Raw genomic sequence first — 22,360 nt, 5'->3', positions numbered from 1 at the left:
AAGCCTATCCGGCCCCACTGACTGCCCGTAGGGGTGCCCGAACATGTGGACGCCCCCACACCGAAAGGTGTAGAGGCGTCCACATCTGAATCTGACAGAGACCGCTGAATCTGACAGGGCCCGCGTCCTGACGGGGGCCGCGTCCTGACGGGGGCCGCGAGCCCGGACCTCAGTTCTCCGAAGCCGCCGTCTTCTTGGCAGCGGCCTTCTTGGCCGGAGCCTTCTTGGCAGCCGTCTTCGAAGTCGTCGTCTTCTTTGCGGCCGTCTTCTTGGCGGGGGCCTTCTTGGCCGGAGCCTTCTTGGCGGCCGCCTTCTTCGCGGTCTTCTTGGCGGGAGCCTTGGCGCGCTTCTCCGCCAGCAGCTCGTAGCCGCGCTCCGGAGTGATCTCTTCGACGCTGTCGGCGGAGCGCAGGGTCGCGTTGGTCTCGCCGTCGGTCACGTACGGCCCGAAACGGCCGTCCTTGACCACGACGGGCTTCCCGCTGACCGGGTCCTCGCCCAGCTCCTTGAGCGGCGGCTTGGCGGCCGCTCGCCCGCGCTGCTTGGGCTGGGAGTAGATCTCCAGCGCCTCTTCGAGGGTGATGGTGAAGAGCTGGTCCTCGGACTGCAGGGAGCGCGAGTCCGTGCCCTTCTTCAGGTAGGGCCCGTAGCGCCCGTTCTGCGCGGTGATCTCCACGCCCTCGGCGTCCTTGCCGACGACGCGCGGCAGGGACATCAGTTTGAGGGCGTCGCCGAGCGTCACCGTGTCGAGCGACATCGACTTGAAGAGGGAGGCGGTACGCGGCTTGACGGCGTTCTTGCCCGTCTTCGGGGTGCCCTCGGGGAGCACCTCGGTGACGTACGGGCCGTAGCGGCCGTCCCTGGCGATGATCTGGTGGCCCGACTCCGGGTCCGTACCGAGCTCGAAGTCGCCGCTCGGCTTGGCGAGCAGCTCCTCCGCGAGCTCGATGCTCAGCTCGTCCGGGGCCAGGTCCTCGGGCACGTCCGCGCGCTGGTGCTGCTCGGAGTCCTTCTCGCCGCGCTCGATGTACGGGCCGTAGCGGCCCACACGCAGCATGATGCCGTCGCCGACCGGGAAGGACGACACCTCACGGGCGTCAATGGCGCCCAGGTCGGTGACGAGCTCCTTGAGGCCGCCCAGGTGGTCCCCGTCGCCGTTGCCGGCCTCGGCGGCGCCCGCGGCGTCGCCCTCGCCGAAGTAGAACCGCTTGAGCCACGGCACGGCCTGCGCCTCGCCCCGCGCGATGCGGTCGAGGTCGTCCTCCATCTTGGCCGTGAAGTCGTAGTCCACGAGCCGCCCGAAGTGCTTCTCCAGGAGGTTGACCACGGCGAAGGACAGGAAGGACGGCACGAGTGCCGTGCCCTTCTTGAACACGTATCCGCGGTCGAGGATCGTGCCGATGATCGACGCGTACGTCGACGGGCGGCCGATCTCGCGCTCTTCGAGCTCCTTGACCAGCGACGCCTCGGTGTAGCGGGCCGGGGGCTTGGTGGCGTGCCCGTCGACCGTGATCTCCTCGGCGGACAGCGGGTCGCCCTCGTTGACCTGCGGGAGCCGGCGCTCACGGTCGTCGAGCTCGGCGTTCGGGTCGTCCGCGCCCTCGACGTACGCCTTCAGGAAGCCGTGGAAGGTGATCGTCTTGCCGGACGCGCTGAACTCGGCGTCACGGCCGTCGGAGGCCGTGCCCGCGATCTTCACGGTGACGGAGTTGCCGACCGCGTCCTTCATCTGGGAGGCGACGGTCCGCTTCCAGATGAGCTCATACAGCTTGAACTGGTCGCCGGTCAGGCCCGTCTCGGCCGGGGTGCGGAAACGATCACCCGAGGGACGGATCGCCTCGTGCGCCTCCTGCGCGTTCTTGACCTTCCCGGCGTACGTCCGCGGCTGGGCCGGCAGGTAGTCGGCGCCGTAGAGCTGCGTGACCTGGGCGCGGGCGGCGGAGATCGCCGTTTCCGAGAGGGTCGTGGAGTCCGTACGCATGTACGTGATGAAGCCGTTCTCGTACAGCTTCTGGGCCACCTGCATGGTGGCCTTCGCGCCGAAGCCGAGCTTGCGCGAGGCCTCCTGCTGGAGGGTCGTCGTGCGGAACGGCGCGTACGGCGAGCGGCGGTACGGCTTGGACTCGACCGAGCGGACCGCGAAGTTCGTGTCCTGGAGGGCGGCGGCGAGCGCACGGGCGTTCGTCTCGTCCAGGTGGAGCGTGTTCGCGCCCTTGATCTGGCCCAGCGAGTCGAAGTCGCGGCCCTGGGCGATGCGCTTTCCGTCGACCGCGCTCAGACGGGCGACCAGGTTGGACGGGTCGCTGGCGTCACCGGCGCGGCCGGTGCCGAAGGTGCCGGTCAGGTCCCAGTACTCGGCGGAGCGGAAGGCGATGCGCTCGCGCTCCCGCTCGACGACGAGCCGGGTCGCCACGGACTGCACACGGCCCGCCGACAGCCGCGGCATGACCTTCTTCCACAGAACCGGCGAGACCTCGTAGCCGTAGAGGCGGTCGAGGATGCGGCGGGTCTCCTGGGCGTCGACGAGCTTCTGGTTGAGCTCGCGCGGGTTGGCGACGGCGGCCTGGATCGCGGCCTTGGTGATCTCGTGGAAGACCATCCGCTTGACCGGGACCTTGGGCTTGAGCACTTCCTGGAGGTGCCACGCGATGGCTTCGCCCTCGCGGTCCTCATCGGTGGCGAGGTAGAGCTCGTCGGAGTCGCGCAGCAGGTCCTTGAGCTTCTTGACCTGGGCCTTCTTGTCGGCGTTGACCACATAGATGGGCTGGAAGTCGTTATCGACGTCCACCCCGAGGCGGCGCACCTCGCCGGTGTACTCCTCCGGCACCTCCGCGGCGCCGTTGGGGAGGTCGCGGATGTGCCCGACGCTCGCTTCGACGACATAGCCGGGGCCGAGATAGCCCTTGATCGTCTTCGCCTTGGCAGGCGACTCGACGATGACGAGTCGGCGGCCGCCGTGTGCGGTGTCGCTGGTCGGGGACAACTTCGCTCTTCTCTCCGGTCGACGCAGGGGGTCTCCCCGGGCCTTGGTCCCGGGGGTCGGGTCATGCTGACGCTGCGGAGTGTGACGGTACATCCCGCCCCCGTGTCAAACGGGAAAAGCCCGCAACGGCCACTCGAACGGTAACCCGACTACCGCCATTCCTGCCGCCCGGAGTGTCCAGCGGCCTTTTCGGGCCTATCCGGAGCGTGACCTCTCAGTTACCGGAGAGCCGCCTCTCACGCGCGCGTAAAACACCACATCCCGAGCGCCAGCACACCAGCTCCGGCGACGCCGGCGAGCGTCGCCGATGCGACGCGGTTCACACCGACGGCGACGGGCTCGCCCTGTCGCACCCGCACCGCGGTCCAGACCAGCAGTCCGCCTCCAAACAGGGCGAACACCGTCCCCACGAAGATCGCCGGTCCGCTTTCCATTGATATGTCCCTCCACCCCGGAGCCCCAGGATGGGGAGGTTGCCACTCCCCGGAAGCCGACGTGCGAACCTGTGGTGAACGCCGGGAAGACGGCGCCCCATGGACCGCTCAGACCGTGGCGGGATCGGGTATCCGCTCGCTCGTCCGCGCACCGTCGACCCGTCTCACGGTGCACACGACTTTGTTGAATCCTTGATTCCACTCCTCTTCACTGGCCAGCCAACCGGAGACGGTGTGCTCCGTGTCGGACGCCCAACTCGACGCAAACTTGTTGGTACAGAGCTTGCCTCCCTGGGCGAGGGCCTTCTTGTAGTCCATGCCCGCCGCGGCCCGCGCGGTGCCGATCACCTGGTCGGTGTGCGGCTCACCACAGTCCGCCAGGTGAGCCTCGAAGCTCTTGCCCTTCTCCGCGTAGTTCCAGCAGTCCCCGGTGCCCATCTGAGTGGGCCACAGATTCACCCCCGCATCCCGGAACCGCCCCACTTCGCCGCCTATCGCGACATGGCGTCCGAGCACGAGACACGCCGTACCGCCCTTGGCCACGCCGAACCCGTCCTTCGTCGGTGCGACGGCGTAGACACCCGCGTCGGGCAGGACGTCGGCCGTATCCGTGCTCTGGCTGGTGCAGCGCTGCGCGCCATGGGCGAGAGCATCGGCGTAGTCGTCGGCCGTGTCGACGGCCACGACCTGGCCGTCCGGCCAGTCCTTGGCGCAGTTGACGACGCCCAAGTTGACCGCCGACTTGAAGGCGGGTCCCGACCAGACCGCCTTCACGCAGTCGCCGGCCTGCAACGGCTTGGTGAGGCCCACCTGTTCGCCGTACGGATACACAGGCTCCGTCGGTCCCGACGACGGGCTCCCTGTGGGGCGCTTCTTCGCGGTCGCGCCCTTCGTGCCGCCGTCGTCGCCGGTGAGTGAAACGGCGGCCCAGGTGCCGCCGACGACCACCAGGAGGACGCCCACGACGAGGGCGACGACGGGGACCAGAGGCCTCCTGCGGCGCGCCGGCGGCAGGGGCAGAGCGGCCGTGGACCGGGTGGCCGCACCGGTCCCGGCGTACGGGTTCCACTCGTACGCACCACTCGGAGTGGACGGGCGCCAAGGGCCGTACGCAGGCGGGGAGCCGGAGGGCGGTCCGAGCGGGCCACCGGGGGCGGCCGGGCCGCCTGGTGGAGTGTGCGGGGTGTTGGGGTTGTGCGGGGTGTTCGGGTTGTACGGGGTGCTGGGGTTGTACGGGGTGTTCGGGGTCGGGGGCGCGCCTGGGGTCTGCGGGACGCCGGGGGCTTGTGGGACGCCTGAGGTCTGCGGAACGCCAGGGGCCTGTGGGACGCCTAAGGTCTGCGGAACGCCAGGGATCGGCGGAACGCCAGGGGTCTGCGGAGTTCCCGGAGGCGAGCCCGCGACATGCCCGGGCGGTGCCCCGGCAACGAACCCGGGCGGCGCCCCTGCGACATACCCGGGTGACGGTCCGGCGGCGTACCCGGACGACGGTCCCGCGACGTACCCGGGCGGCAGCTCCGCGGGATACCCCGGTGGTAGCCCCGCGGGATACCCCGGCGGTGGCCCGAACACCCCGCCCGCCGCCGCCTGCGCCACCCGCTCGAGCCCCCGCGCGACCGCCTCCGGCGACGACCGCCGCAATGGGTCCTTGACGAGCAGTCCTTGCAGTACGGAGGTCAGTTCACCCGCTCGGACGGGCGGGGTGGGTTCCTCGCCGAGCAGGGCCGTCAGAGTCGCGTACTGCCCCGGCCGGTCGAAGGGACCACGGCCCTCGACGGCGGCGTACAACGTGGCGCCGAGGGAGAAGAGGTCCGCGGCCGGGGTGGGCGGCTCGCCACGGGCGCGCTCGGGGGCGAGATAGCCGGGCGTGCCGAGGATGCCGGCGGTGGCGGTGAGCCGGGGCTCGCGGGACTCGGGCTGGAGCGCGATCCCGTAGTCGGTGAGCAGTACGCGCGCGTAGGGATCGCCCGAAGAGTCGGGAGCCAGAAGGATGTTGGCCGGTTTCACATCCCTGTGGAGGATCCCGATCCGGTGTCCGGCGGAGAGCGCGTCGAGGACGGCCAGCCCGATCCGGGCGGCCCGAGCGGGCGACAGCGGCCCCGACTGCCGTACGACCGCCTGCAGATCGACCGCGTCCGGCACGTACTCCATGACGATCCACGGCAGTCCCTCGTGCACCACCACGTCGTGCACGGTCACCACATGGGGATGCCCGCGCAGCCGCGCCGCGTGCCGGGCCTCGCTGCGCGCCCGGGCGACGCGCTGCCCATGCTCCGCCGCGTCCATCGGCACGTCCGGCAGCGCGATCTCCTTCATGGAGACCTCGCAGGCCAACTCCGCGTCGTACGCGAGCCACACCCTCCCCATGCCGCCCGCGCCGAGCGTCCGCAGCAGCCGGTACCGGCCGCCGATGATCCTGCCCTCGCCCTGATCCGGCGTCTCCCCCGCCATGGCGCCTCCCCCGAGACAGCGCGCCTCCCCCGAGGACGCATGGAGCTTGTCTCTTGAAGGTAGCTTCGCACGCGCCACTGACAGGAGCCCTTTTACCGACCAATCCTGATCAATATTGCCCAATCCCGTCAGAACAGGCACATGCGACTCAGCCCTTCACTCCGCGGGCTCAAGGAACCCCTGCTCCACCAGCAGCCGGATCTGCGCGGGCGTCCGGTCACGCAGCAACACCGGGTCCTCGCCGACCAATTGGGCGATGGCGTCCAGGATCCGCCCGGCGCTCAGCGTGCCGTCACACACGCCCGCGAAGCCCGCGCCGACCGTGTCCACCTTGGTGGCCCGGCGCATCCCACGGTGCTGGCGCAGCACCACGTGCTCCGGGTCCTCGGCGCCGGGCAGCCCGACCTGCTCCTGCACGACCTCGGCCACGAGCCTGAAGTGACCGGCGAGCAGGGCAGCGTCGTCGCTCGCCCGCAGGTAGTCGACGCGGTCGAAGTGCGCGCGCACGGTCTCACCGAGCGGCTGTTCGATGGAGTGCGGCCACTCCTCGACCGTGATCGAGGGCTCGGCGGCGGCCGTTCTGCGCAGCGTGATCCATCCGAAGCCGACGGCCTTGACCTTGCGGGCCTCGAACTCGTCCAGCCAGGCGTCGTACCGCGCCTGGTACTCGGCGGGGGCGTCGCGGTGGTCGCCCGCGTCGCGCAGCCACAACTCCGCGTACTGCGTGACGTCCTGCACCTCGCGCTGCACGATCCAGGCGTCACAGCCGCGCGGCACCCAGGAACGCAGCCGGTCCTGCCAGTCCTCGCCCTCCACGTGCTGCCAGTTGGCCAGGAACTGCGCATACCCCCCGTCGTTGAGCCGGTCCCCCGCCTGCTGAACGAGCGTGCGGCACAGATCGTCCCCGCCCATCCCGCCGTCGCGGTAGGTGAGCCGGGCGCCGGGCGAGATCACGAAGGGCGGGTTCGAGACGATCAGGTCGTACGTCTCGTCGTCCGCGATCGGCGCGAAGAGGGAGCCCTCGCGCAGATCGGCCGCCGGGGCACCGGACAGCGCCAGGGTGAGCGCGGTGATGTGCAGGGCGCGCGGGTTGAGGTCGGTCGCGGTCACGCGCGTGGCGTGCTGCGCGGCGTGCAGGGCCTGGATCCCGGAGCCGGTGCCGAGGTCGAGCGCGGAGGAGACGGGCGTACGTACGGTGATGCCGGCCAGGGTCGTGGACGCGCCGCCCACACCCAGGACGACGCCCTCCTCCCGGCTGCCGATGCCGCCCGCGCCACCGACGGCGCACCCCAGGTCGGACACGATGAACCAGTCCTCGCCGCCGGGCCCGCCGTACGGCCGGACGTCCACGGTCGCGGCGACCTCGTCCGCGCCCGCCCGGGTCAGCCAGCCGCTCTCCAGGCAGTCCTCCACCGGCAGCACGTCCGCCACGCGCGCGTGCGGGACGGGCTGCTGGAGCAGGAACAGCCGTACGAGCGTCTCCAGCGGTGTGTCCCCGCGGGTCGCCCGGAGCGCGGGCACGGTCTCGCTGCGCGCCAGCGCCGCGTACGCGGGGGCGCCGAGCAGGTCGAGCAGACCGTCAGCGGTGAAGGAGGCGCCGAGCAGGGCGTCCCGCAGCCGAGCGGCGACGTCGACGCGGTCGGACGAGGGCAACGGTGACAGGCTGGTGTGACTCACGTACCCCATTGTGTCCGCTCCCGCCGAAAGGGACGCACACCTGTGGACAGAGCCCGTGCGAATGTGGACAAGCCCGCACGAGGAGCCCTGGGGGCTGTACGGGGAGCCGTGGGCCGTGCTTGTGCCGGGAAGCCATAGGGCGCGCGCCACGGGCCCGGTACGCGCGCGTACCGGGCTCTTTCCGGGTGCCGGACCGAATCCCGTTCTGCGGTCGCTCTCCGGGCGCTCCTCGGGGGGTCAGCCCTGGGTGGTCGCCGGCGAGGCGGACGCGGAGGCGGCGGACTTGCAGCTGACCTGCTTCGCCATCGCCTTGCCGACGTCGCCCGCTTCGAGCTCCTTCAGGGCGTCGGTCCCGGTCTTGCTGAGCTTCTCCAGCTGCTTGGCGACGCCGTCGAGACCGTCCGCGAACTTCGCCTGGTTCTTCGTGTTCAGCGCGTCGGACTGCTTCCCCAGATCGGCGTAGGAGGCGGAGAGGGCGTTGAGCTCCTTGACCGCGTTCTCCTGCTTGGTCTTGCCGCTGTCCACGTCCGGCGGGCCGGCCTTCTCGATGGCGGCAGCCATCGCCTTGTAGGCGTCGGAGATGTCCTGGAAGCCCTTGGAGTCGGCCTTCTGCACGTCCGCCGGTGCGCTCTGGTCCGTGGTCTCCTTCTGGATCGCGGTGTTGGCGGCCGCGATCTTCTGGACCTGCGGCTGCACCGCGTCACAGACCTGCTTGGCCCAGGGGTCCAGCTTGTCGTCCTTGCTGCTACCGCTGCTGCATGCCGACAGCGCCAGCACCAGTACCGCACCGCCGGACAGTGCGGCCGTGAGCTTCTTGTTCACCGGTTTGGTCCCTTCCGTGGCTCTCGGCCCCGGAACTTACACGCCGCATGGACGCCGCCCCTATGGCGAATTTCCGATTTAGTCTCTATTGCAGCCATTTGCTCCATACGAGAGAAGGCTCACGACACGGGTGCGAACACACCCGAACGACGGGCGGGCGGCACGTCGCTGCGTGCCGCCCGCCCGCGGGGACCTGCCCAAAGACCCGAACGCTACGAAACCACCGCGGCGTCGTGAGACTTGGACACTCGTTCCGCGTTGCCTTCGTCACCCACGGCGATCCCGCGCCGCTTGGAGATGTACACCGCGCCCACGATCACCAGGATCGAGAGCACCGCGATCAGGATGCGCATACCGAGGTTCTTGTCCTCGCCGTACGAGAACTTCACGACCGCGGGTGCGATCAACAGCGCCACCAGGTTCATCACCTTGAGGAGCGGGTTGATCGCGGGGCCCGCGGTGTCCTTGAAGGGGTCGCCGACGGTGTCGCCGATCACCGTGGCGGCGTGGGCCTCGCTGCCCTTGCCGCCGTGGTGGCCGTCCTCGACGAGTTTCTTCGCGTTGTCCCACGCACCGCCGGAGTTGGCGAGGAAGACCGCCATCAGCGTGCCGGTGCCGATCGCGCCCGCCAGATACGAGCCGAGCGCGCCGACGCCGAGCGTGAAGCCGATGGCGATGGGCGCCAGGACGGCGAGCAGACCCGGAGTGGCCAGCTCCCGCAGGGCGTCCTTGGTGCAGATGTCGACGACCCGCCCGTACTCCGGCTTCTCCGTGTAGTCCATGATCCCGGGGTGCTCGCGGAACTGCCGCCGCACCTCGTAGACCACGGCCCCCGCGGACCGGGACACCGCGTTGATCGCGAGGCCCGAGAAGAGGAAGACGACCGCCGCGCCCGCGATCAGGCCCACCAGGTTGTTGGGCTGCGAGATGTCCATCATCAGGTTCAGCGGCGCGCCAGGACCGGAGACCTTCTCGCCCACGTCGTTCGCGGCCGTGAGGATCGCGTCCCGGTACGAGCCGAAGAGCGCCGAGGCCGCGAGGACGGCCGTGGCGATGGCGATGCCCTTGGTGATGGCCTTGGTGGTGTTGCCCACCGCGTCCAGGTCGGTGAGCACCTGGGCGCCCGCGCCCGTGACGTCGCCGGACATCTCGGCGATGCCCTGCGCGTTGTCGGAGACCGGACCGAAGGTGTCCATGGCGACGATGACACCGACCGTGGTGAGCAGGCCGGTTCCGGCGAGCGCCACCGCGAACAGCGCGAGGATGATCGACGTACCGCCGAGCAGGAAGGCCCCGTAGACGCCGAGGCCGATCAGCAGGGCGGTGTAGACGGCCGATTCCAGGCCGATGGAGATACCGGCCAGGACGACGGTGGCCGCGCCGGTGAGCGAGCTCTTGCCGATGTCCCGTACGGGACGACGGGTGGTCTCGGTGAAGTAGCCGGTCAGCTGCTGGATGAGCGCGGCCAGCACGATGCCGATGGCCACCGCGATGAGCGCCAGGATCCGCGGATCGCCGTCCTTCGCCTTGATCGCCGCGTCCGTGACGCCGTCGAGGTCGGCGTACTTCCCCGGCAGGTAGATGAAGACGGCCACCGCCACCAGCACCAACGAGATCACCGCGGAGATGAAGAAGCCGCGGTTGATCGCGGACATGCCGCTGCGGTCGGAGCGTCGGGGTGCCACCGCGAAGATGCCGACCATCGCGGTGAGAACGCCGATCGCGGGCACGATCAACGGGAAGGCGAGCCCGGAGTCGCCGAACGCCGCTTTGCCGAGGATCAGCGCGGCGACGAGCGTGACGGCGTACGACTCGAAGAGGTCCGCGGCCATGCCGGCGCAGTCGCCGACGTTGTCGCCCACGTTGTCGGCGATGGTCGCGGCATTGCGCGGATCGTCCTCCGGAATGCCCTGCTCGACCTTGCCGACCAGGTCGGCGCCGACGTCGGCGGCCTTGGTGAAGATGCCGCCGCCGACACGCATGAACATGGCGATCAGCGCCGCGCCGAGACCGAAGCCCTCCAGGACCTTCGGCGCGTCGGCCGCGTACACCAGCACCACACAGGAGGCGCCCAGCAGACCGAGCCCCACCGTGAACATGCCGACGACGCCGCCGGTACGGAAAGCGATCTTCATGGCTTTGTGCGAGACGGCGGTGAGATCCTTTTCGGGTTCGCCCTTGGCCGGAGTCGCTTCCCTTGCCGCGGCGGCCACGCGGACGTTGCTGCGTACGGCGAGCCACATACCGATATAACCGGTGGTCGCCGAGAACGCCGCGCCGATCAAGAAGAAGATCGATCGTCCGGCGCGCTGATTCCAGTCGTCCGCGGGCAGCAGCATGAGCAGGAAGAACACCACGACGGCGAATACACCGAGCGTGCGCATCTGCCGCCCCAGGTAGGCGTTCGCGCCTTCCTGGATGGCCGTCGCGATCTTCTTCATGCTGTCGGTGCCCTCGCCGGCCGCGAGCACTTGCCGTACCAGCACCCCGGCGACCACCAGGGCCGCCAGGGCCACGGCACCGATGACCATCACGATCAAGCGATTGTCATTGGTCAGTACTGCGGATGCGAAGGTTGTGGGATGGTCAAACTGATGAGGGGTAGAAAGCCCCGCCATTCGTCCTCCTTGACGCCTGTGCTGAGCTCAAGATGTGGACGGATTGTAGGTACCGGAACCTGATCAAAACAGTGCCCGGTAAGCGGAATTCGCCTTCACATGCCCATCAGCAAATGATCGACGGGCATCCATGGAACCCAAAAGAAGTAATGCCCTAAAAGCGTTGACGCTTGATCCAATAATCGCGTGATTGATCGTGAATTAATTCACGAAAAGGCCGGGCCGGGCCCCGGCCGGAAGCGGGCATACAAAAAGGGCCCTGCTGAGCAGGGCCCTTCGAGTGTGTTGCGGGGGTGCGATCAGGGAACGAGCGCGGCCGGCGGCGTGGTCGGCCAGCTCATCTTGATCAGTCCACCGTGCTCCCCGGCGGTGACTTCGACGTCGTCGACGAGGCCACTGATGACCGCGAGGCCCATCTCGTCCTCCTCGGCATCCATGTCCGGATCACCCGAGGCACTGGGTGCCGTCTCACCGGGCGCCGAACGCGGCGCCTCGTCGCCGACCTCGATGGAGAACTGCTTCTCCTCCTCGATCAGCTTCACCTGCACCGGCGCCGAGATGCCGTTGCTCTGGTGCAGTCCGACGGCACGAGTACAGGCCTCGCCGACGGCGAGTCTGACCTCGTCGAGGACGGCCTCGTCCACTCCGGCCCTGCGCGCCACCGCCGCCGCCACCAGTCGGGCGGTCCTGACGTGCTCGGGCAGCGCGCTGAAGCGGAGTTCAACGGTGGCCATGCATCCCCCTCAACTACGGGCGTGCTGTCAGGGGGCCGGGCCGCCGAGGCCCGGTCCCCCGTCCATTGCTTCTACCGTCTCGGACACCACATCACTCGTGACGCCCAGGGGACGGGGTCAGTCGGTGGCCGCTACCGCTTCCTCGACCGAGGTGTGGATGGGGAACACCTTGGTGAGACCGGTGATGCGGAAGATCTTCAGAATGCGCTCCTGGTTGCAGACCAGTCGCAGCGAGCCCTCATGGGCACGCACACGCTTCAGGCCGCCCACCAGCACGCCGAGCCCGGTGGAGTCGAGGAAGTCCACGCCCTCCATGTCGACGACAAGGTGAAAATTGCCGTCGTTCACCAGCTCGACCAGCTGCTCGCGCAGCTTGGGCGCGGTATATACATCGATTTCGCCACCGACCTCGACGACCGTACGATCGCCGACGGTACGGGTCGACAGGGACAGGTCCACGGATCCTCCAGCACCTTGCTATCGAGCGGTCATCCCAAGGGACACCTCGGCAGAGCCCCCGGGACGGTTCGCCAGCCGCGATGGCATTCGATCACTTACCGGCAGGCGTGCACGACGCCTTGGGCCCATTGTCCGTCACGCCAGTGACACACTCGGTGCCGATGGCCAAGAATCAGCGATCCGATCGACCCTCGACGGACACCGCTTCCCGCCCCGATCCGGGCACTGTCCTGGACCGGCTCGCCTCGGGGCCGAGCCGGGCTTCGCGCATCACTCATACGGAGCACTTGCCCCCGCGGGCGGGTCGCCATGCCGTATGGCCCGACCGGATCCGTCCGGAGGTCATCGCCGCGGTGCAGGCCGCGGGCATCGAACACCCCTGGGCCCACCAGGCGCTGGCCGCCGAGCACGCCCTGGACGGCGACTCCGTGATCGTCGCCACCGGCACCGCCTCGGGAAAGTCCCTGGCGTACCTCACACCGGTCCTGACGGCCCTCCTGGACGGCTCCGAGGCTCCGAACGGCCGGGGGGCCACCGCGCTCTATCTGGCCCCCACAAAGGCCCTCGCAGCCGATCAGCGCCGTTCGGTGAAGGAACTTTCACAACCTTTGGGCAATGCGGTTCGCCCAGCCGTGTACGACGGCGATACTCCGTTCGAGGAACGCGAGTGGGTACGGCAGTACGCCAACTACGTCCTGACCAACCCCGACATGCTGCACCGCGGGATATTGCCCTCCCACCCCCGCTGGTCCTCCTTCCTCCGCGCCCTGAAGTACGTCGTCATCGACGAGGTCCACACCTACCGCGGCGTCTTCGGCTCCCACGTGGCCCAGGTACTGCGCAGACTGCGCCGCCTGTGCGCCCGCTACGGCTCCTCCCCCGTCTTCCTGCTGGCCTCCGCGACCGCCGCGGAGCCCTCGGTCGCCGCCCGTCGGCTGACCGGCCTCCCGGTCGTCGAGATCGCCGACGACGCCTCGCCCCGCGGCGAACTCGTGTTCGCCCTCTGGGAGCCCCCGCTCACCGAGTTGCACGGCGAGAAGGGAGCACCCGTTCGGCGTACCGCCACCGCCGAGACGGCCGACCTCCTCACCGACCTGACCCTCCAGGGCGTGCGCTCCGTCGCCTTCGTACGATCCCGCCGCGGCGCCGAGCTGATCGCGGTGATCGCCCAGGAGCGCCTCGCCGAGATCGACCGCTCACTGGCCCGGCGCGTGGCCGCCTACCGCGGCGGCTACCTCCCCGAGGAACGTCGCGCCCTGGAGCGCGCCCTGCACTCCGGCGAACTCCTCGGCCTCGCCGCCACCACCGCCCTCGAACTCGGCATCGACGTCTCCGGCCTGGACGCCGTCGTCATCGCGGGCTACCCGGGCACCCGGGCCTCCCTGTGGCAGCAGGCGGGCCGCGCCGGCCGCTCGGGGCAGGGCGCACTCGCCATCCTCGTCGCCCGCGACGACCCGCTGGACACCTTCCTCGTGCACCACCCCGAGGCCCTGTTCGACCAGCCGGTGGAATCCACCGTCCTCGACCCCGACAACCCGTACGTCCTCGCCCCGCACCTGTGCGCCGCCGCCTCCGAGATCCCCCTCACCGAAGAGGATCTGGAGCTCTTCGGCCCGGCCGCCGCGGACCTGCTGCCACAGCTGGAGGCCGCGAAGCTGCTGCGCCGGCGAACGACGGCGTGGCACTGGACCCGTCGGGAGCGGGCCGCCGACCTGACCGACATCCGCGGCGAGGGCGGCAATCCGGTACAGATCGTCGAGGCCGGGACCGGGCGGCTGCTCGGCACGGTCGACGCGGGCTCCGCGCACACCACGGTCCACGAGGGCGCGGTCCACCTCCACCAGGGCCGTACGTACCTGGTGAAGCACCTGGACCTGGAGGACTCCGTCGCCCTGGTCGAGGAGGCCAACCCGCCGTATTCGACGGTCGCCCGCGACACGACGTCCATCTCCGTCCTGGAGACGGACATCGAAGTCCCCTGGGGCGAGGGCCGGTTGTGCTACGGCTCCGTCGAAGTCACCAACCAGGTCGTCTCCTTCCTGCGTCGTCGTGTCATCACCGGTGAAGTACTGGGCGAGTCGAAACTCGACCTCCCTCCTCGTACGCTCCGCACGCGCGCCGTGTGGTGGACGGTCACCGAGGACCAGCTGGACGCGGCCCGGATCAGCCCGGAGATCCTCGGCGGCGCCCTGCACGCCGCCGAGCACGCGTCGATCGGCATGCTCCCGCTGTTCGCCACCTGCGACCGCTGGGACATCGGCGGCGTGTCCATCCCGCTGCACCCCGACACGCTCCTGCCCACGGTCTTCGTCTACGACGGCCACCCGGGCGGCGCGGGGTTCGCGGAGCGCGCCTTCCACACCGCCCGCGCCTGGCTCACCGCCACCCGGCAGGCCATCGCGTCCTGCGAGTGCGAGGCCGGCTGCCCGTCCTGCATCCAGTCCCCCAAGTGCGGCAACGGGAACGAGCCGCTGCACAAACGGGGCGCTGTGCGGCTGCTCACGGAGCTGCTGCGGGGAGCGCCGGAGGGCTAGGCGCCGGCTCCTGTGGTCTCGCGGGACCGGCTCTGGACCTGACCTCCACGTCGAAGGGGCCGGCGCCCGACGCGGCCGTGACGTCCGAGATCTCGCCCTCCACAGCGCACCGCACCAGCCGGGCACGCTGGGCCCGCGCCACCCGGTCCGCCTGGGCGCAGGCCGCCGTGCCGCCGTCCGCCCAGTGGTCCGCCGCGGCGAGCGCGGCCAGGTCGGCCGCCCCCGCCGCGCGGTGCCGGACCACGACCGCCTGTCCCATGGCCAGGACGGCCCCGAACACGACACACAGCACGGCGATCGCCCCGACGGTCCAGACGGTGGCCGATCCTCTGTCCGAGCAACGGATCCGGTACGTGTGCCCCCTGTTCCCAGCGGCCGTCCGCGCGATGTGACCGCGGCTCCGGACCCTCATCCCCTCACCACCCCCACGGTCTCCTCCGCCAGCGCCACGGCCTCGTCGCTGAGCTCCAGTGACAGTCCGTCCGGTCCCGGCGCGCTCGCCTTGACCGTGACCCGGACGAGGTCGCCGTCCCGGGTCACCGCGACCCTGGCGCCGCGCGGTGCCGCGCGGCGGGTCGTCGCCAGCACTGTGTCCGGCGGGTCCTGTCGGGCCGCCGCGCGGGCGCCCGCCCTGGCCGCGTCCACGCACTGGATCTGCGCCGACGCGGCGAGCAGGGCCCAGACCAGCGCCATTCCGACGAGCACCACGGAGGGCAGCACCACGGCGGCCTCGGCGGTCACGAATCCCCGGTCCCGGCTCCGGTCCCAACTCCGACTCCGGCCGCGGCTCCGATCCCGACTCGGCGTCCCGCGTTCACATCGGCGCATTGAGCGCCCGCCCCACGATGTCCTGCAACTCCGCGCCGACCTGGCCGCTCGTCACCACCTTGTAGAGCACCGCCGCGAAGGCCACCGCCGCGAGGACACCCACCGCGTACTCCGAGGTGACCATTCCCGCGTCCCCGCGCGCCGCCAGACCCAGCAGCCACGCCCGCATCCGTACGCCCACCGTCTTGCACATCTCAACCCCCGTAAGGTTCGAACCTGTTGATCGTCCGTCGTTCACCGCACGCCGCCGCCCGTCATCCGCCACCCCCTCCCAACACCCCGTCCGCCAGCCCGATCACCACGGGCAGGACACCCATCGCGAGGAACGCGGGAAGAAAGCACAGCCCCACGGGCGCGGTGACCATGACGGCCGCCCGCCGCGCCCGCGCCGTCGCGGTGCGGCCCCGCTCGGCGCGGGCCTCCATGGCGAGCCGCCCGACCGGCACGGCCGCCGGTACACCCGACTCCCCCGCCCGTTCCAACAGCCGTGCCAGCGCCCCCGCGCCCGGGAGCGACGCCAATCTCCGCCATGCCTCGACCGGTTCGCCCCCGAGCCGCACCTCCGCCGCGCCCCGCGCGAGCCGCTCCCCCACCGGTCCGCCCAGGGCCTCGCCCACCGCCTGCGCCGCAACCACCGGGTCCGCCCCCGCCGCGATGCAGGCCGCGACCAGGTCCGCCGCCAAGGGGAGTTGCCGGGCGGCCAGCGCCACGTCGTACTCCTCCACCGGCCCCGGTCTGCGTCGCCGCCGCCAGGCCCCGAACCCGGCCAGCAGCCCCACCACAACCCCGGCAAGACCCCCGACCAACACCCAGCCGGCGCACACCGCGCCCGCCACCGGCAGCCACGGCCGCACGACGTCCCGGACCGCGAAGTGCCGCCTCTCGGGCGCCCTTTCCAGGGCCAGTAGCTCGGTCAGCCTTCTGCGCGCCCGTCGCTCACGCCGCGCCGCACCGAGCGCTCGCGGCAGCCACCCCAGCGCGAGCGCCCCCAGCCTGTGGACAACTTCCGTGCTCATGCCGCCTCCGCTCCCCTCACGATGCGCAGCGCCCACCACAGCCCCACGCCCTCCAGCACCCCACCGACCACCAGACAGCCCAGGCCCGGCCCGCTGTGCAGCAGCACGTGCAGCGGATCGGCGCCCAGCGCGGTGCCGAGCAGAAGACCCAGAACGGGCAGTCCCGCGAGCATCACCGCCGTAGATCGCGATCCCGCCAATTGAGCGCGCAGGTCGGCCCGTTGGTCCCGCTCCGCGCACAGGGCCCCTTCCAGACGGTCGAGTCCCGCCGCCAGGCCCGCACCCCGGTCCACCGCCACCCGCCAACACGCGGCGAGCCCCACCAGCCCGTCGGCCCCCGGCTGCCGTGCCGCGTCGGTGAGCGCGCCCGGCACGTCACCGCCGAACCGCGCCGCCGCCAGCACCACCGCCTGCGCCTCCCCGAGCCCGCCCGAGTCGCGCGCGGCTCTCCGCAGTGCCTCGCCCGGCTGATGCCCGGCACGCACCTCGCCGGCCAGCGCCCCGCACAGGGCGATCACCTCCTCACCCCGACGCTCCCCCGCGCGCCGCGCCTCCCCGGCCCGCCGTACTCGGCGGAGCAGCGGCATCCCGGCCGCCCCGAGGAACAGCGGCACCACGGACGCGCCCAGTGCCGCGATCACCAGCCCGGCCACCATTGACCAGCCCTCGGGACGCAGCCGCCCGCGCAGTCGCCGCCACTCGGCCCGGGCCCGCTCCCACGCCGGCGGTCCGTTGGCCACCACCCCACCGTCCGCGCACAGCAGCCGCGCCCTGCGTGCCCCCGCGTCCCAGCCACCCATCAACCAGGCCGCCGCCCCGGCACACGCCATGGCCGCTCCCACCGAGATGTCACCGGCCCCCGTCATCACAGCCCACTCCCCTCGGTCCCGTCCCGGAGCAACCCCCGCAGCCGCTCCCACCCCCGCTCGTACGCGAACGCCTCCGCGCCCCACCGCAGCGCGGGCACCGTCACCACCAGCCCCGTCGCATCGCGCTCCAGGACATGCACCTCGGCGATCCGCCGCCGCCCGGCCCGGTCGCGTACGAGATGCAGGACCACGGACAGCGCCGCCGCCAACTGGCTGTGCAGCGCGGCCCTGTCGAGCCCTGCCGCGGTGCCCAGGGCCTCCAGGCGGGCCGGTACCTGCGCCGCCGCGTTCGCGTGCACCGTTCCGCAGCCGCCCTCGTGGCCGGTGTTGAGAGCCGCCAGGAGCGACACGACCTCCGGTCCGCGCACCTCGCCCACCACCAGCCGGTCAGGTCGCATGCGCAGGGCCTGACGGACCAGGTCCTGCAGCGCGACGAGTCCGACGCCTTCCTGGTTGGCGGGCCTCCCCTCCAGGCGCACCACATGGGGATGGTCGGGCCGCAGCTCCGCCGAGTCCTCGGCCAGCACGATCCGCTCACCGGCACCGACCAGCCCCAGCAGCGTGCTCAGCAGGGTCGTCTTGCCGCTTCCGGTGCCGCCGCTGATCAGGAACGACAGCCGGGCGTCCAGCAGGGCTCTGAGTACCCGGTCCCCGCCCGGCGGGACTGTCCCCGCCACCACCAACTCGTCGAGGGTGAACGCGCGCGGCCGTACGACCCGCAGCGACAGGCAGGTGGAGCCGACGGCCACCGGGGGCAGCACCGCGTGCAGGCGGGTGCCGTCCGGAAGCCGGGCGTCGACCCAGGGGCGGGCGTCGTCGAGCCTTCGCCCGGCCACGGCCGCGAGGCGCTGCGCGAGCCGTCGTACGGCCGCCGTGTCCGGAAAGGAGACGGTCGTCAGCTCCAGGCCACAGCCCCGGTCCACCCACACCCGGTCCGGCGCGGACACCAGGACGTCGGTCACCGACGGGTCGGCGAGCAGCGGCTCCAGCGGCCCACTGCCGACCAGCTCGGAACGCAACCGCTCGGCGGCGCCGAGGACTTCGGCGTCTCCGAGCACTCGCCCCTGCTCGCGCAGGGCCTGTGCCACGCGCGCGGGAGTCGCTTCCGACCCGCTCTCGGCGAGCCACTGCCGTACGCCGTCCAGCAGTCCCGTGCCGGTCCCCGCGCCCGTGCCCGCATCCCAGCTCATACGCCCCCGCCTTCCACCGGAACCCGCTGCCAGAAGGCCCTGCAGAACCTTGCGAGCGGCCCCCGCGCCGCTCCCCCGGGTGGCATGGCGGCGTCCAGCGGCGCGGACTCCGCGGGCACTTCGCCGACGAGTGGCAGTCCGAGCAGGCGGGCCACTTCACGGTCGTCGAGGCCGGGCGCGTAGGGGCCGCGGACCGCGACGCGCAGGTCGCGCAGGACCATGCCGACCACGGACGCCACCCGTTTGGCCGCCGCGACGGCGCGCAGATCGGCGGGGACGACCAGCAGCCCGAGGTCGAGCTGGGCGAGGGCTTCCGCTACTCCTTCGTCGACGCGGCGGGGCAGGTCGACGACCACGGTGCCGCCGCGCCGTCTGGCGGCGGCCAGCACCGCGCGGACGGCCTGCGCCGGGATGGTGACGGAGTCGCCGCGGTCCCAGCTGAGGACGCGCAGCGCGTGCAGTTCGGGAAGGGACTCCTCCAGGGCGCCGCCGCCGACCCTGCCACGGGAGGCGGCGAACGCCGGCCAGCGCAGGCCTTCGGCGGCCTCTCCGCCCAGGAGTACGTCGAGTCCGCCACCCAGGGGATCCGCGTCCACGAGCAGGGTGCGGCGTCCCTCGCGCGCAGAGGTGACGGCGAGCGCGCACGCCAGCGTGGAGGCTCCGGCCCCGCCGCGGCCGCCGATCACGCCGACGGTCAGCGCGGGTCGGCCGACTCCCTCGGCCACGTCGGCGATGCGGTCGACGAGCCACTGCTCGCCGTCCGGAAGCATCAGGACGTGGTCGGCTCCGATCTCGACAGCCCGTTTCCAGACGCCGGAGTCGTCCTGGTCCCGGCCGACCAGCACGACTCCGCGTCGGCGCGCTGCTCCGCGTAGGCGCCACGCCGCGTCGTCGCCGACCAGGACGAGCGGTGCCGCCTCCCAGCTGCCGCGGCCCTCAGGCACCCCGTGGTGGACCTCCGGCCTCGCGCCCGCCGCGGCGCACAGGCGCAGCAGGTCGTCGAGGAGTTCGGCGTCCTCCGTGACAATCAATGGTCCGCCCTGCCGCCCGTCGGCGGCGGGCGGCAGGTCGTGTGTGATGGCTCCCGCCACGATCTCCAGCCCCCTTCGCTGCTCCTTGCGCGGAGCTCGCAAGGTCCTCTGCGGACCCGCGATTCCCGCTCGTGTGAAGAACCGGCGAGCGGCCTCCATATGAACGGCCGATACGAACCGGCCAAACGCGTCCGACAAACGGAACCCGCCATGAACTTGTCGCGAGGAACTCGCCGCGAGCGGGACGCGCTGGAATCACGGTGCAGCGATCCAGAAAATCGTGTGGATCTTGGTCGATAACTGTGGACAACTCAGTGGTTGTGAATATCGCCTTCACCCATACCAATGAGTCGCCTGTGACTTCCACAGAGCAGTCTCACGGATACGCAGAGTGACGAATCATGAGCGCGCCGAAGGAGCGGCCACAGCGGTGACAACGGGGTCCCGGGGCCGCGCGAAAGAGGGGAAAAACCCATCCGGACATGCGACGACCCCCGCCGGGGGGGAGAGCGGGGGTCGTCCCCACGGCCGACTCGGGGGGGGAGGAGCCGGACCGGGTTAGCACGGTCGCGAACGATCCGTGACTTCCATGGTGTACCCGAGAGCCCTCTCAGGCAAACCCACGCGCCCCACACTAGCCCGAATGGTGGGCGCATATGCTCGGGCTCGTGGAAAACCACTCCTTGCCTCGCACGGCAGCCTTCTTTGACCTGGACAAGACGGTCATTGCGAAGTCGAGCACGCTCACGTTCAGCAAGTCGTTCTACCAAGGCGGGCTGATCAACCGAAGGGCCGTGTTGCGCACCGCATATGCCCAGTTCGTGTTCATGGCGGGCGGCGCGGACCACGATCAGATGGAGCGGATGCGCGCATACCTGTCCGCGCTGTGCCGGGGCTGGAACGTCCAGCAGGTCAGGGAGATCGTCGCCGAGACGCTGCACGACCTGATCGACCCGATCATTTACGACGAGGCCGCCTCCCTCATCGAGGAGCACCACACCGCCGGGCGCGACGTCGTGATCGTCTCCACGTCCGGGGCGGAAGTGGTCGAGCCGATCGGAGAGCTGCTCGGCGCGGACCGGGTGGTGGCCACGCGCATGGTCGTCGGCGAGGACGGCTGCTTCACCGGAGAAGTGGAGTACTACGCGTACGGGCCGACGAAGGCCGAGGCGGTCAAGGAGCTGGCCGCCTCCGAGGGGTACGACCTCTCGCGCTGCTACGCCTACAGCGACTCCGCGACCGACGTTCCGATGCTGGAGGCCGTAGGCCATCCCCATGCGGTGAATCCGGACCGTGCGCTGCGCCGCGAGGCGCTTGCCCGCTCGTGGCCGATTCTGGACTTCCACCGGCCGGTCCGGCTCAAGCAGCGACTGCCCGCGCTGTCGGTGCCGCCGCGTCCGGCGCTCGTCGCGGCGGCCGCGATAGGAGCGGCGGCGGCCACGGCGGGACTGGTCTGGTACGCGAGCAAACGGCGCACGCCGGTGGTGTGAGCGCGTCACGCGTGTGCGTGCGGCACATCTACGTCCCGATTCACTCCCATTTGAACCTAAAAGTAAAGAAGTACAGCCAGGGGTTCCGCTTCCTCTGGACCAGGAGTAGAAAGGGTTTAACGGCCCGCGAGACCAAGGACATCCGAAAGGATCACCTTCAAACGCAACCAAGGCCCCACGGACCGCGCATGGACATCGAGCACCCACGCGACGTCGACCCGTCGATTACGGGCCAGCCGCACCAGGTGACGGGCAGGAGTTCCCGACCTGATGGGCAAATATCGAGGACGCTTGGTAACCCGGTGAGCATGCCAGCGGCGGTACGAAAACTCGTACCGCCGCAACCCTGTCCTGAGACTTACGCCGCGCCGCGCTGAAGCGCCTCGCAGACGGCTGTCGACTCCCTGGCTCCCAGTTCGATCGCCCTGCCGCAGTGGGCGATCCAGGTCGCCATGCCCTCCGGGGTGCCGGAGACATAGCCTTCCAGTGCCGCCAGGTAGGCCGCGCGGCCCGGCTCGGCGTGACCGACCTCCGCCGGGCAGACGGATTTGGGGTCGAGGCCGCTGCCGACCAGGACGATGCGCTCGGCCGCGCGTGCGACCAGGCCGTTGTGGGTGCCGAAGGGGCGCAGGGCGAGCAGTTCGCCGTGCACGACGGCAGCCGTCACCAGGGCCGGCGCCGAACCACCCGCGATGATCAGCTGCGAGAGCCCTTCGAGTCGGCCCGCCACCTCGGTCGCGTCCGGCAGGGGCAGCTCGACGAGCGGCTCGTCGACCGGTTCGCCCTCCTGGCGGGGCCTGCCGACGGTGTCCTCCTGGCCCGCGGCCGCGACGAGGTGCAGCCGGGCCAGCACCCGGAGGGGCGACTGTCGCCAGATGGACAGGAGTTGGCCCGCCTCCGCGGTCAGCCGCAGGGCAGCGCCGACCGTGTGGGCCTCGTCGTCACCGCTGAAGTCGGTGCGGCGGCGTACCTCTTCGAGGGCCCAGTCGGCGCCGGACAGCGCCGCGGAACCACGGGCGCCCCGCAGTGCGGCCTCGGAAGTGATCTCGTTGCTGCGGCGCCGCATGATCCGGTGTCCGTAGACCCGGTCCACCGCCTTGCGGACGGACTCGACGGATTCGGCCACGCCGGGCAGCGAGCCCAGGGCCGCGAGCGGATCGGCGGTCGCGCCTGTCGTACTCATGAGTACGACCCTACGCACCCCGGCGGCCCACCCCACGAAGG

Annotated in this window: 18 protein-coding genes; 2 read left to right on the top strand and 16 right to left on the bottom strand. The window is 70.9% G+C overall.

All coding sequences use genetic code 11. The features are described from left to right. Positions 1–169: 169 nt before the first annotated feature. The 8 genes from topA to bldG form a co-directional block, all read right to left on the bottom strand. Positions 170–2,983 carry a type I DNA topoisomerase gene (topA, locus tag OG798_RS29700; protein ID WP_095853361.1) on the bottom strand — a complete coding sequence of 938 codons (2,814 nt, stop codon included), beginning with the start codon at positions 2,981–2,983 and terminating at the stop codon, positions 170–172. Positions 2,984–3,219: 236 nt separating this feature from the next. Next, on the bottom strand, positions 3,220–3,417 hold the full coding sequence (locus tag OG798_RS29695) for a hypothetical protein (RefSeq protein ID WP_095853362.1): 198 nt from the start codon (positions 3,415–3,417) through the stop codon (positions 3,220–3,222). A gap of 108 nt (positions 3,418–3,525) precedes the next feature. Beyond that, positions 3,526–5,868 carry a serine/threonine-protein kinase gene (locus tag OG798_RS29690; RefSeq protein WP_328757951.1) on the bottom strand — a complete coding sequence of 781 codons (2,343 nt, stop codon included), beginning with the start codon at positions 5,866–5,868 and terminating at the stop codon, positions 3,526–3,528. Between the two features lie 156 nt (positions 5,869–6,024). Then, on the bottom strand, positions 6,025–7,554 hold the full coding sequence (locus OG798_RS29685; RefSeq protein ID WP_373561041.1) for a DUF7059 domain-containing protein: 1,530 nt from the start codon (positions 7,552–7,554) through the stop codon (positions 6,025–6,027). 228 nt (positions 7,555–7,782) lie between these two features. After that, positions 7,783–8,367, bottom strand: coding sequence for a small secreted protein (locus OG798_RS29680; RefSeq protein ID WP_095853364.1), 585 nt, complete (start codon positions 8,365–8,367; stop codon positions 7,783–7,785). 212 nt (positions 8,368–8,579) lie between these two features. Further along, positions 8,580–10,985: a sodium-translocating pyrophosphatase gene (locus OG798_RS29675; protein WP_097225212.1), complete on the bottom strand. Its 2,406-nt coding sequence runs from the start codon at positions 10,983–10,985 to the stop codon at positions 8,580–8,582. A 299-nt stretch (positions 10,986–11,284) separates the two neighbouring features. Then, positions 11,285–11,719, bottom strand: coding sequence for an ATP-binding protein (locus OG798_RS29670; RefSeq protein ID WP_328757950.1), 435 nt, complete (start codon positions 11,717–11,719; stop codon positions 11,285–11,287). Between the two features lie 117 nt (positions 11,720–11,836). Continuing rightward, positions 11,837–12,178, bottom strand: a complete 342-nt coding sequence (gene bldG, locus OG798_RS29665) for an anti-sigma factor antagonist BldG (RefSeq protein ID WP_010986038.1) — start codon at positions 12,176–12,178, stop codon at positions 11,837–11,839. 80 nt (positions 12,179–12,258) lie between these two features. Between bldG and OG798_RS29660 the strand changes: the two genes are divergently transcribed. Further along, positions 12,259–14,712: a DEAD/DEAH box helicase gene (locus OG798_RS29660; RefSeq protein WP_328757949.1), complete on the top strand. Its 2,454-nt coding sequence runs from the start codon at positions 12,259–12,261 to the stop codon at positions 14,710–14,712. Here OG798_RS29660 and OG798_RS29655 read toward each other — a convergent pair. The 7 genes from OG798_RS29655 to ssd form a co-directional block, all read right to left on the bottom strand. Further along, positions 14,678–15,124, bottom strand: coding sequence for an Rv3654c family TadE-like protein (locus OG798_RS29655; RefSeq protein WP_095853367.1), 447 nt, complete (start codon positions 15,122–15,124; stop codon positions 14,678–14,680). The two genes, OG798_RS29660 and OG798_RS29655, sit on opposite strands and share 35 nt — an antisense overlap. After that, entirely contained in the window at positions 15,121–15,540 is a 420-nt protein-coding gene (locus OG798_RS29650) for a TadE family type IV pilus minor pilin (RefSeq protein WP_328757948.1), read from the bottom strand. Before OG798_RS29650 ends, OG798_RS29655 begins: the two co-directional genes overlap by 4 nt. Then, positions 15,527–15,733: a DUF4244 domain-containing protein gene (locus OG798_RS29645; RefSeq protein ID WP_328757947.1), complete on the bottom strand. Its 207-nt coding sequence runs from the start codon at positions 15,731–15,733 to the stop codon at positions 15,527–15,529. Before OG798_RS29645 ends, OG798_RS29650 begins: the two co-directional genes overlap by 14 nt. Before the next feature lie 61 nt (positions 15,734–15,794). Continuing rightward, positions 15,795–16,556, bottom strand: coding sequence for a type II secretion system F family protein (locus OG798_RS29640; protein ID WP_328757946.1), 762 nt, complete (start codon positions 16,554–16,556; stop codon positions 15,795–15,797). Next, a complete protein-coding gene (locus OG798_RS29635) occupies positions 16,553–17,422 on the bottom strand; it encodes a type II secretion system F family protein (RefSeq protein WP_183127232.1) in 870 nt (289 codons plus the stop codon). The genes OG798_RS29640 and OG798_RS29635 overlap by 4 nt, the downstream gene beginning before the upstream one ends. Next, positions 17,422–18,615, bottom strand: coding sequence for a TadA family conjugal transfer-associated ATPase (locus tag OG798_RS29630; protein ID WP_328757945.1), 1,194 nt, complete (start codon positions 18,613–18,615; stop codon positions 17,422–17,424). Before OG798_RS29630 ends, OG798_RS29635 begins: the two co-directional genes overlap by 1 nt. Beyond that, complete coding sequence (gene ssd, locus OG798_RS29625; protein ID WP_267062484.1) at positions 18,612–19,706, bottom strand: septum site-determining protein Ssd; 1,095 nt, start codon at positions 19,704–19,706, stop codon at positions 18,612–18,614. Before ssd ends, OG798_RS29630 begins: the two co-directional genes overlap by 4 nt. 596 nt (positions 19,707–20,302) lie before the next feature. Between ssd and OG798_RS29620 the strand changes: the two genes are divergently transcribed. Then, entirely contained in the window at positions 20,303–21,136 is an 834-nt protein-coding gene (locus OG798_RS29620) for an HAD family hydrolase (RefSeq protein WP_095853374.1), read from the top strand. Between the two features lie 358 nt (positions 21,137–21,494). Here OG798_RS29620 and OG798_RS29615 read toward each other — a convergent pair whose 3' ends face one another. Next, entirely contained in the window at positions 21,495–22,319 is an 825-nt protein-coding gene (locus tag OG798_RS29615; RefSeq protein WP_095853375.1) for an oxidoreductase, read from the bottom strand. Between the last annotated feature and the right edge of the window lie 41 nt (positions 22,320–22,360).

This window comes from Streptomyces sp. NBC_00271 (assembly GCF_036178845.1).
GTDB lineage: Bacteria > Actinomycetota > Actinomycetes > Streptomycetales > Streptomycetaceae > Streptomyces.
This window is presented reverse-complemented; position numbering and strand designations above follow the sequence as displayed.

Excerpts from the sequence above, each read along its gene's own strand:
- OG798_RS29685 (WP_373561041.1), bottom strand. The coding sequence starts at position 7,554 with ATGGGGTACGTGAGTCACACCAGCCTGTCACCGTTGCCCTCGTCCGAC.
- OG798_RS29635 (WP_183127232.1), bottom strand. The coding sequence starts at position 17,422 with ATGACGGGGGCCGGTGACATCTCGGTGGGAGCGGCCATGGCGTGTGCC.
- OG798_RS29675 (WP_097225212.1), bottom strand. The coding sequence starts at position 10,985 with ATGGCGGGGCTTTCTACCCCTCATCAGTTTGACCATCCCACAACCTTC.
- OG798_RS29655 (WP_095853367.1), bottom strand. The coding sequence starts at position 15,124 with ATGAGGGTCCGGAGCCGCGGTCACATCGCGCGGACGGCCGCTGGGAAC.
- OG798_RS29690 (WP_328757951.1), bottom strand. The coding sequence starts at position 5,868 with ATGGCGGGGGAGACGCCGGATCAGGGCGAGGGCAGGATCATCGGCGGC.
- OG798_RS29645 (WP_328757947.1), bottom strand. The coding sequence starts at position 15,733 with ATGTGCAAGACGGTGGGCGTACGGATGCGGGCGTGGCTGCTGGGTCTG.
- OG798_RS29640 (WP_328757946.1), bottom strand. The coding sequence starts at position 16,556 with ATGAGCACGGAAGTTGTCCACAGGCTGGGGGCGCTCGCGCTGGGGTGG.
- OG798_RS29660 (WP_328757949.1), top strand. The coding sequence starts at position 12,259 with ATGGCATTCGATCACTTACCGGCAGGCGTGCACGACGCCTTGGGCCCA.
- OG798_RS29695 (WP_095853362.1), bottom strand. The coding sequence starts at position 3,417 with ATGGAAAGCGGACCGGCGATCTTCGTGGGGACGGTGTTCGCCCTGTTT.
- OG798_RS29615 (WP_095853375.1), bottom strand. The coding sequence starts at position 22,319 with ATGAGTACGACAGGCGCGACCGCCGATCCGCTCGCGGCCCTGGGCTCG.
- OG798_RS29620 (WP_095853374.1), top strand. The coding sequence starts at position 20,303 with ATGCTCGGGCTCGTGGAAAACCACTCCTTGCCTCGCACGGCAGCCTTC.
- OG798_RS29670 (WP_328757950.1), bottom strand. The coding sequence starts at position 11,719 with ATGGCCACCGTTGAACTCCGCTTCAGCGCGCTGCCCGAGCACGTCAGG.
- OG798_RS29650 (WP_328757948.1), bottom strand. The coding sequence starts at position 15,540 with ATGCGCCGATGTGAACGCGGGACGCCGAGTCGGGATCGGAGCCGCGGC.
- OG798_RS29630 (WP_328757945.1), bottom strand. The coding sequence starts at position 18,615 with ATGAGCTGGGATGCGGGCACGGGCGCGGGGACCGGCACGGGACTGCTG.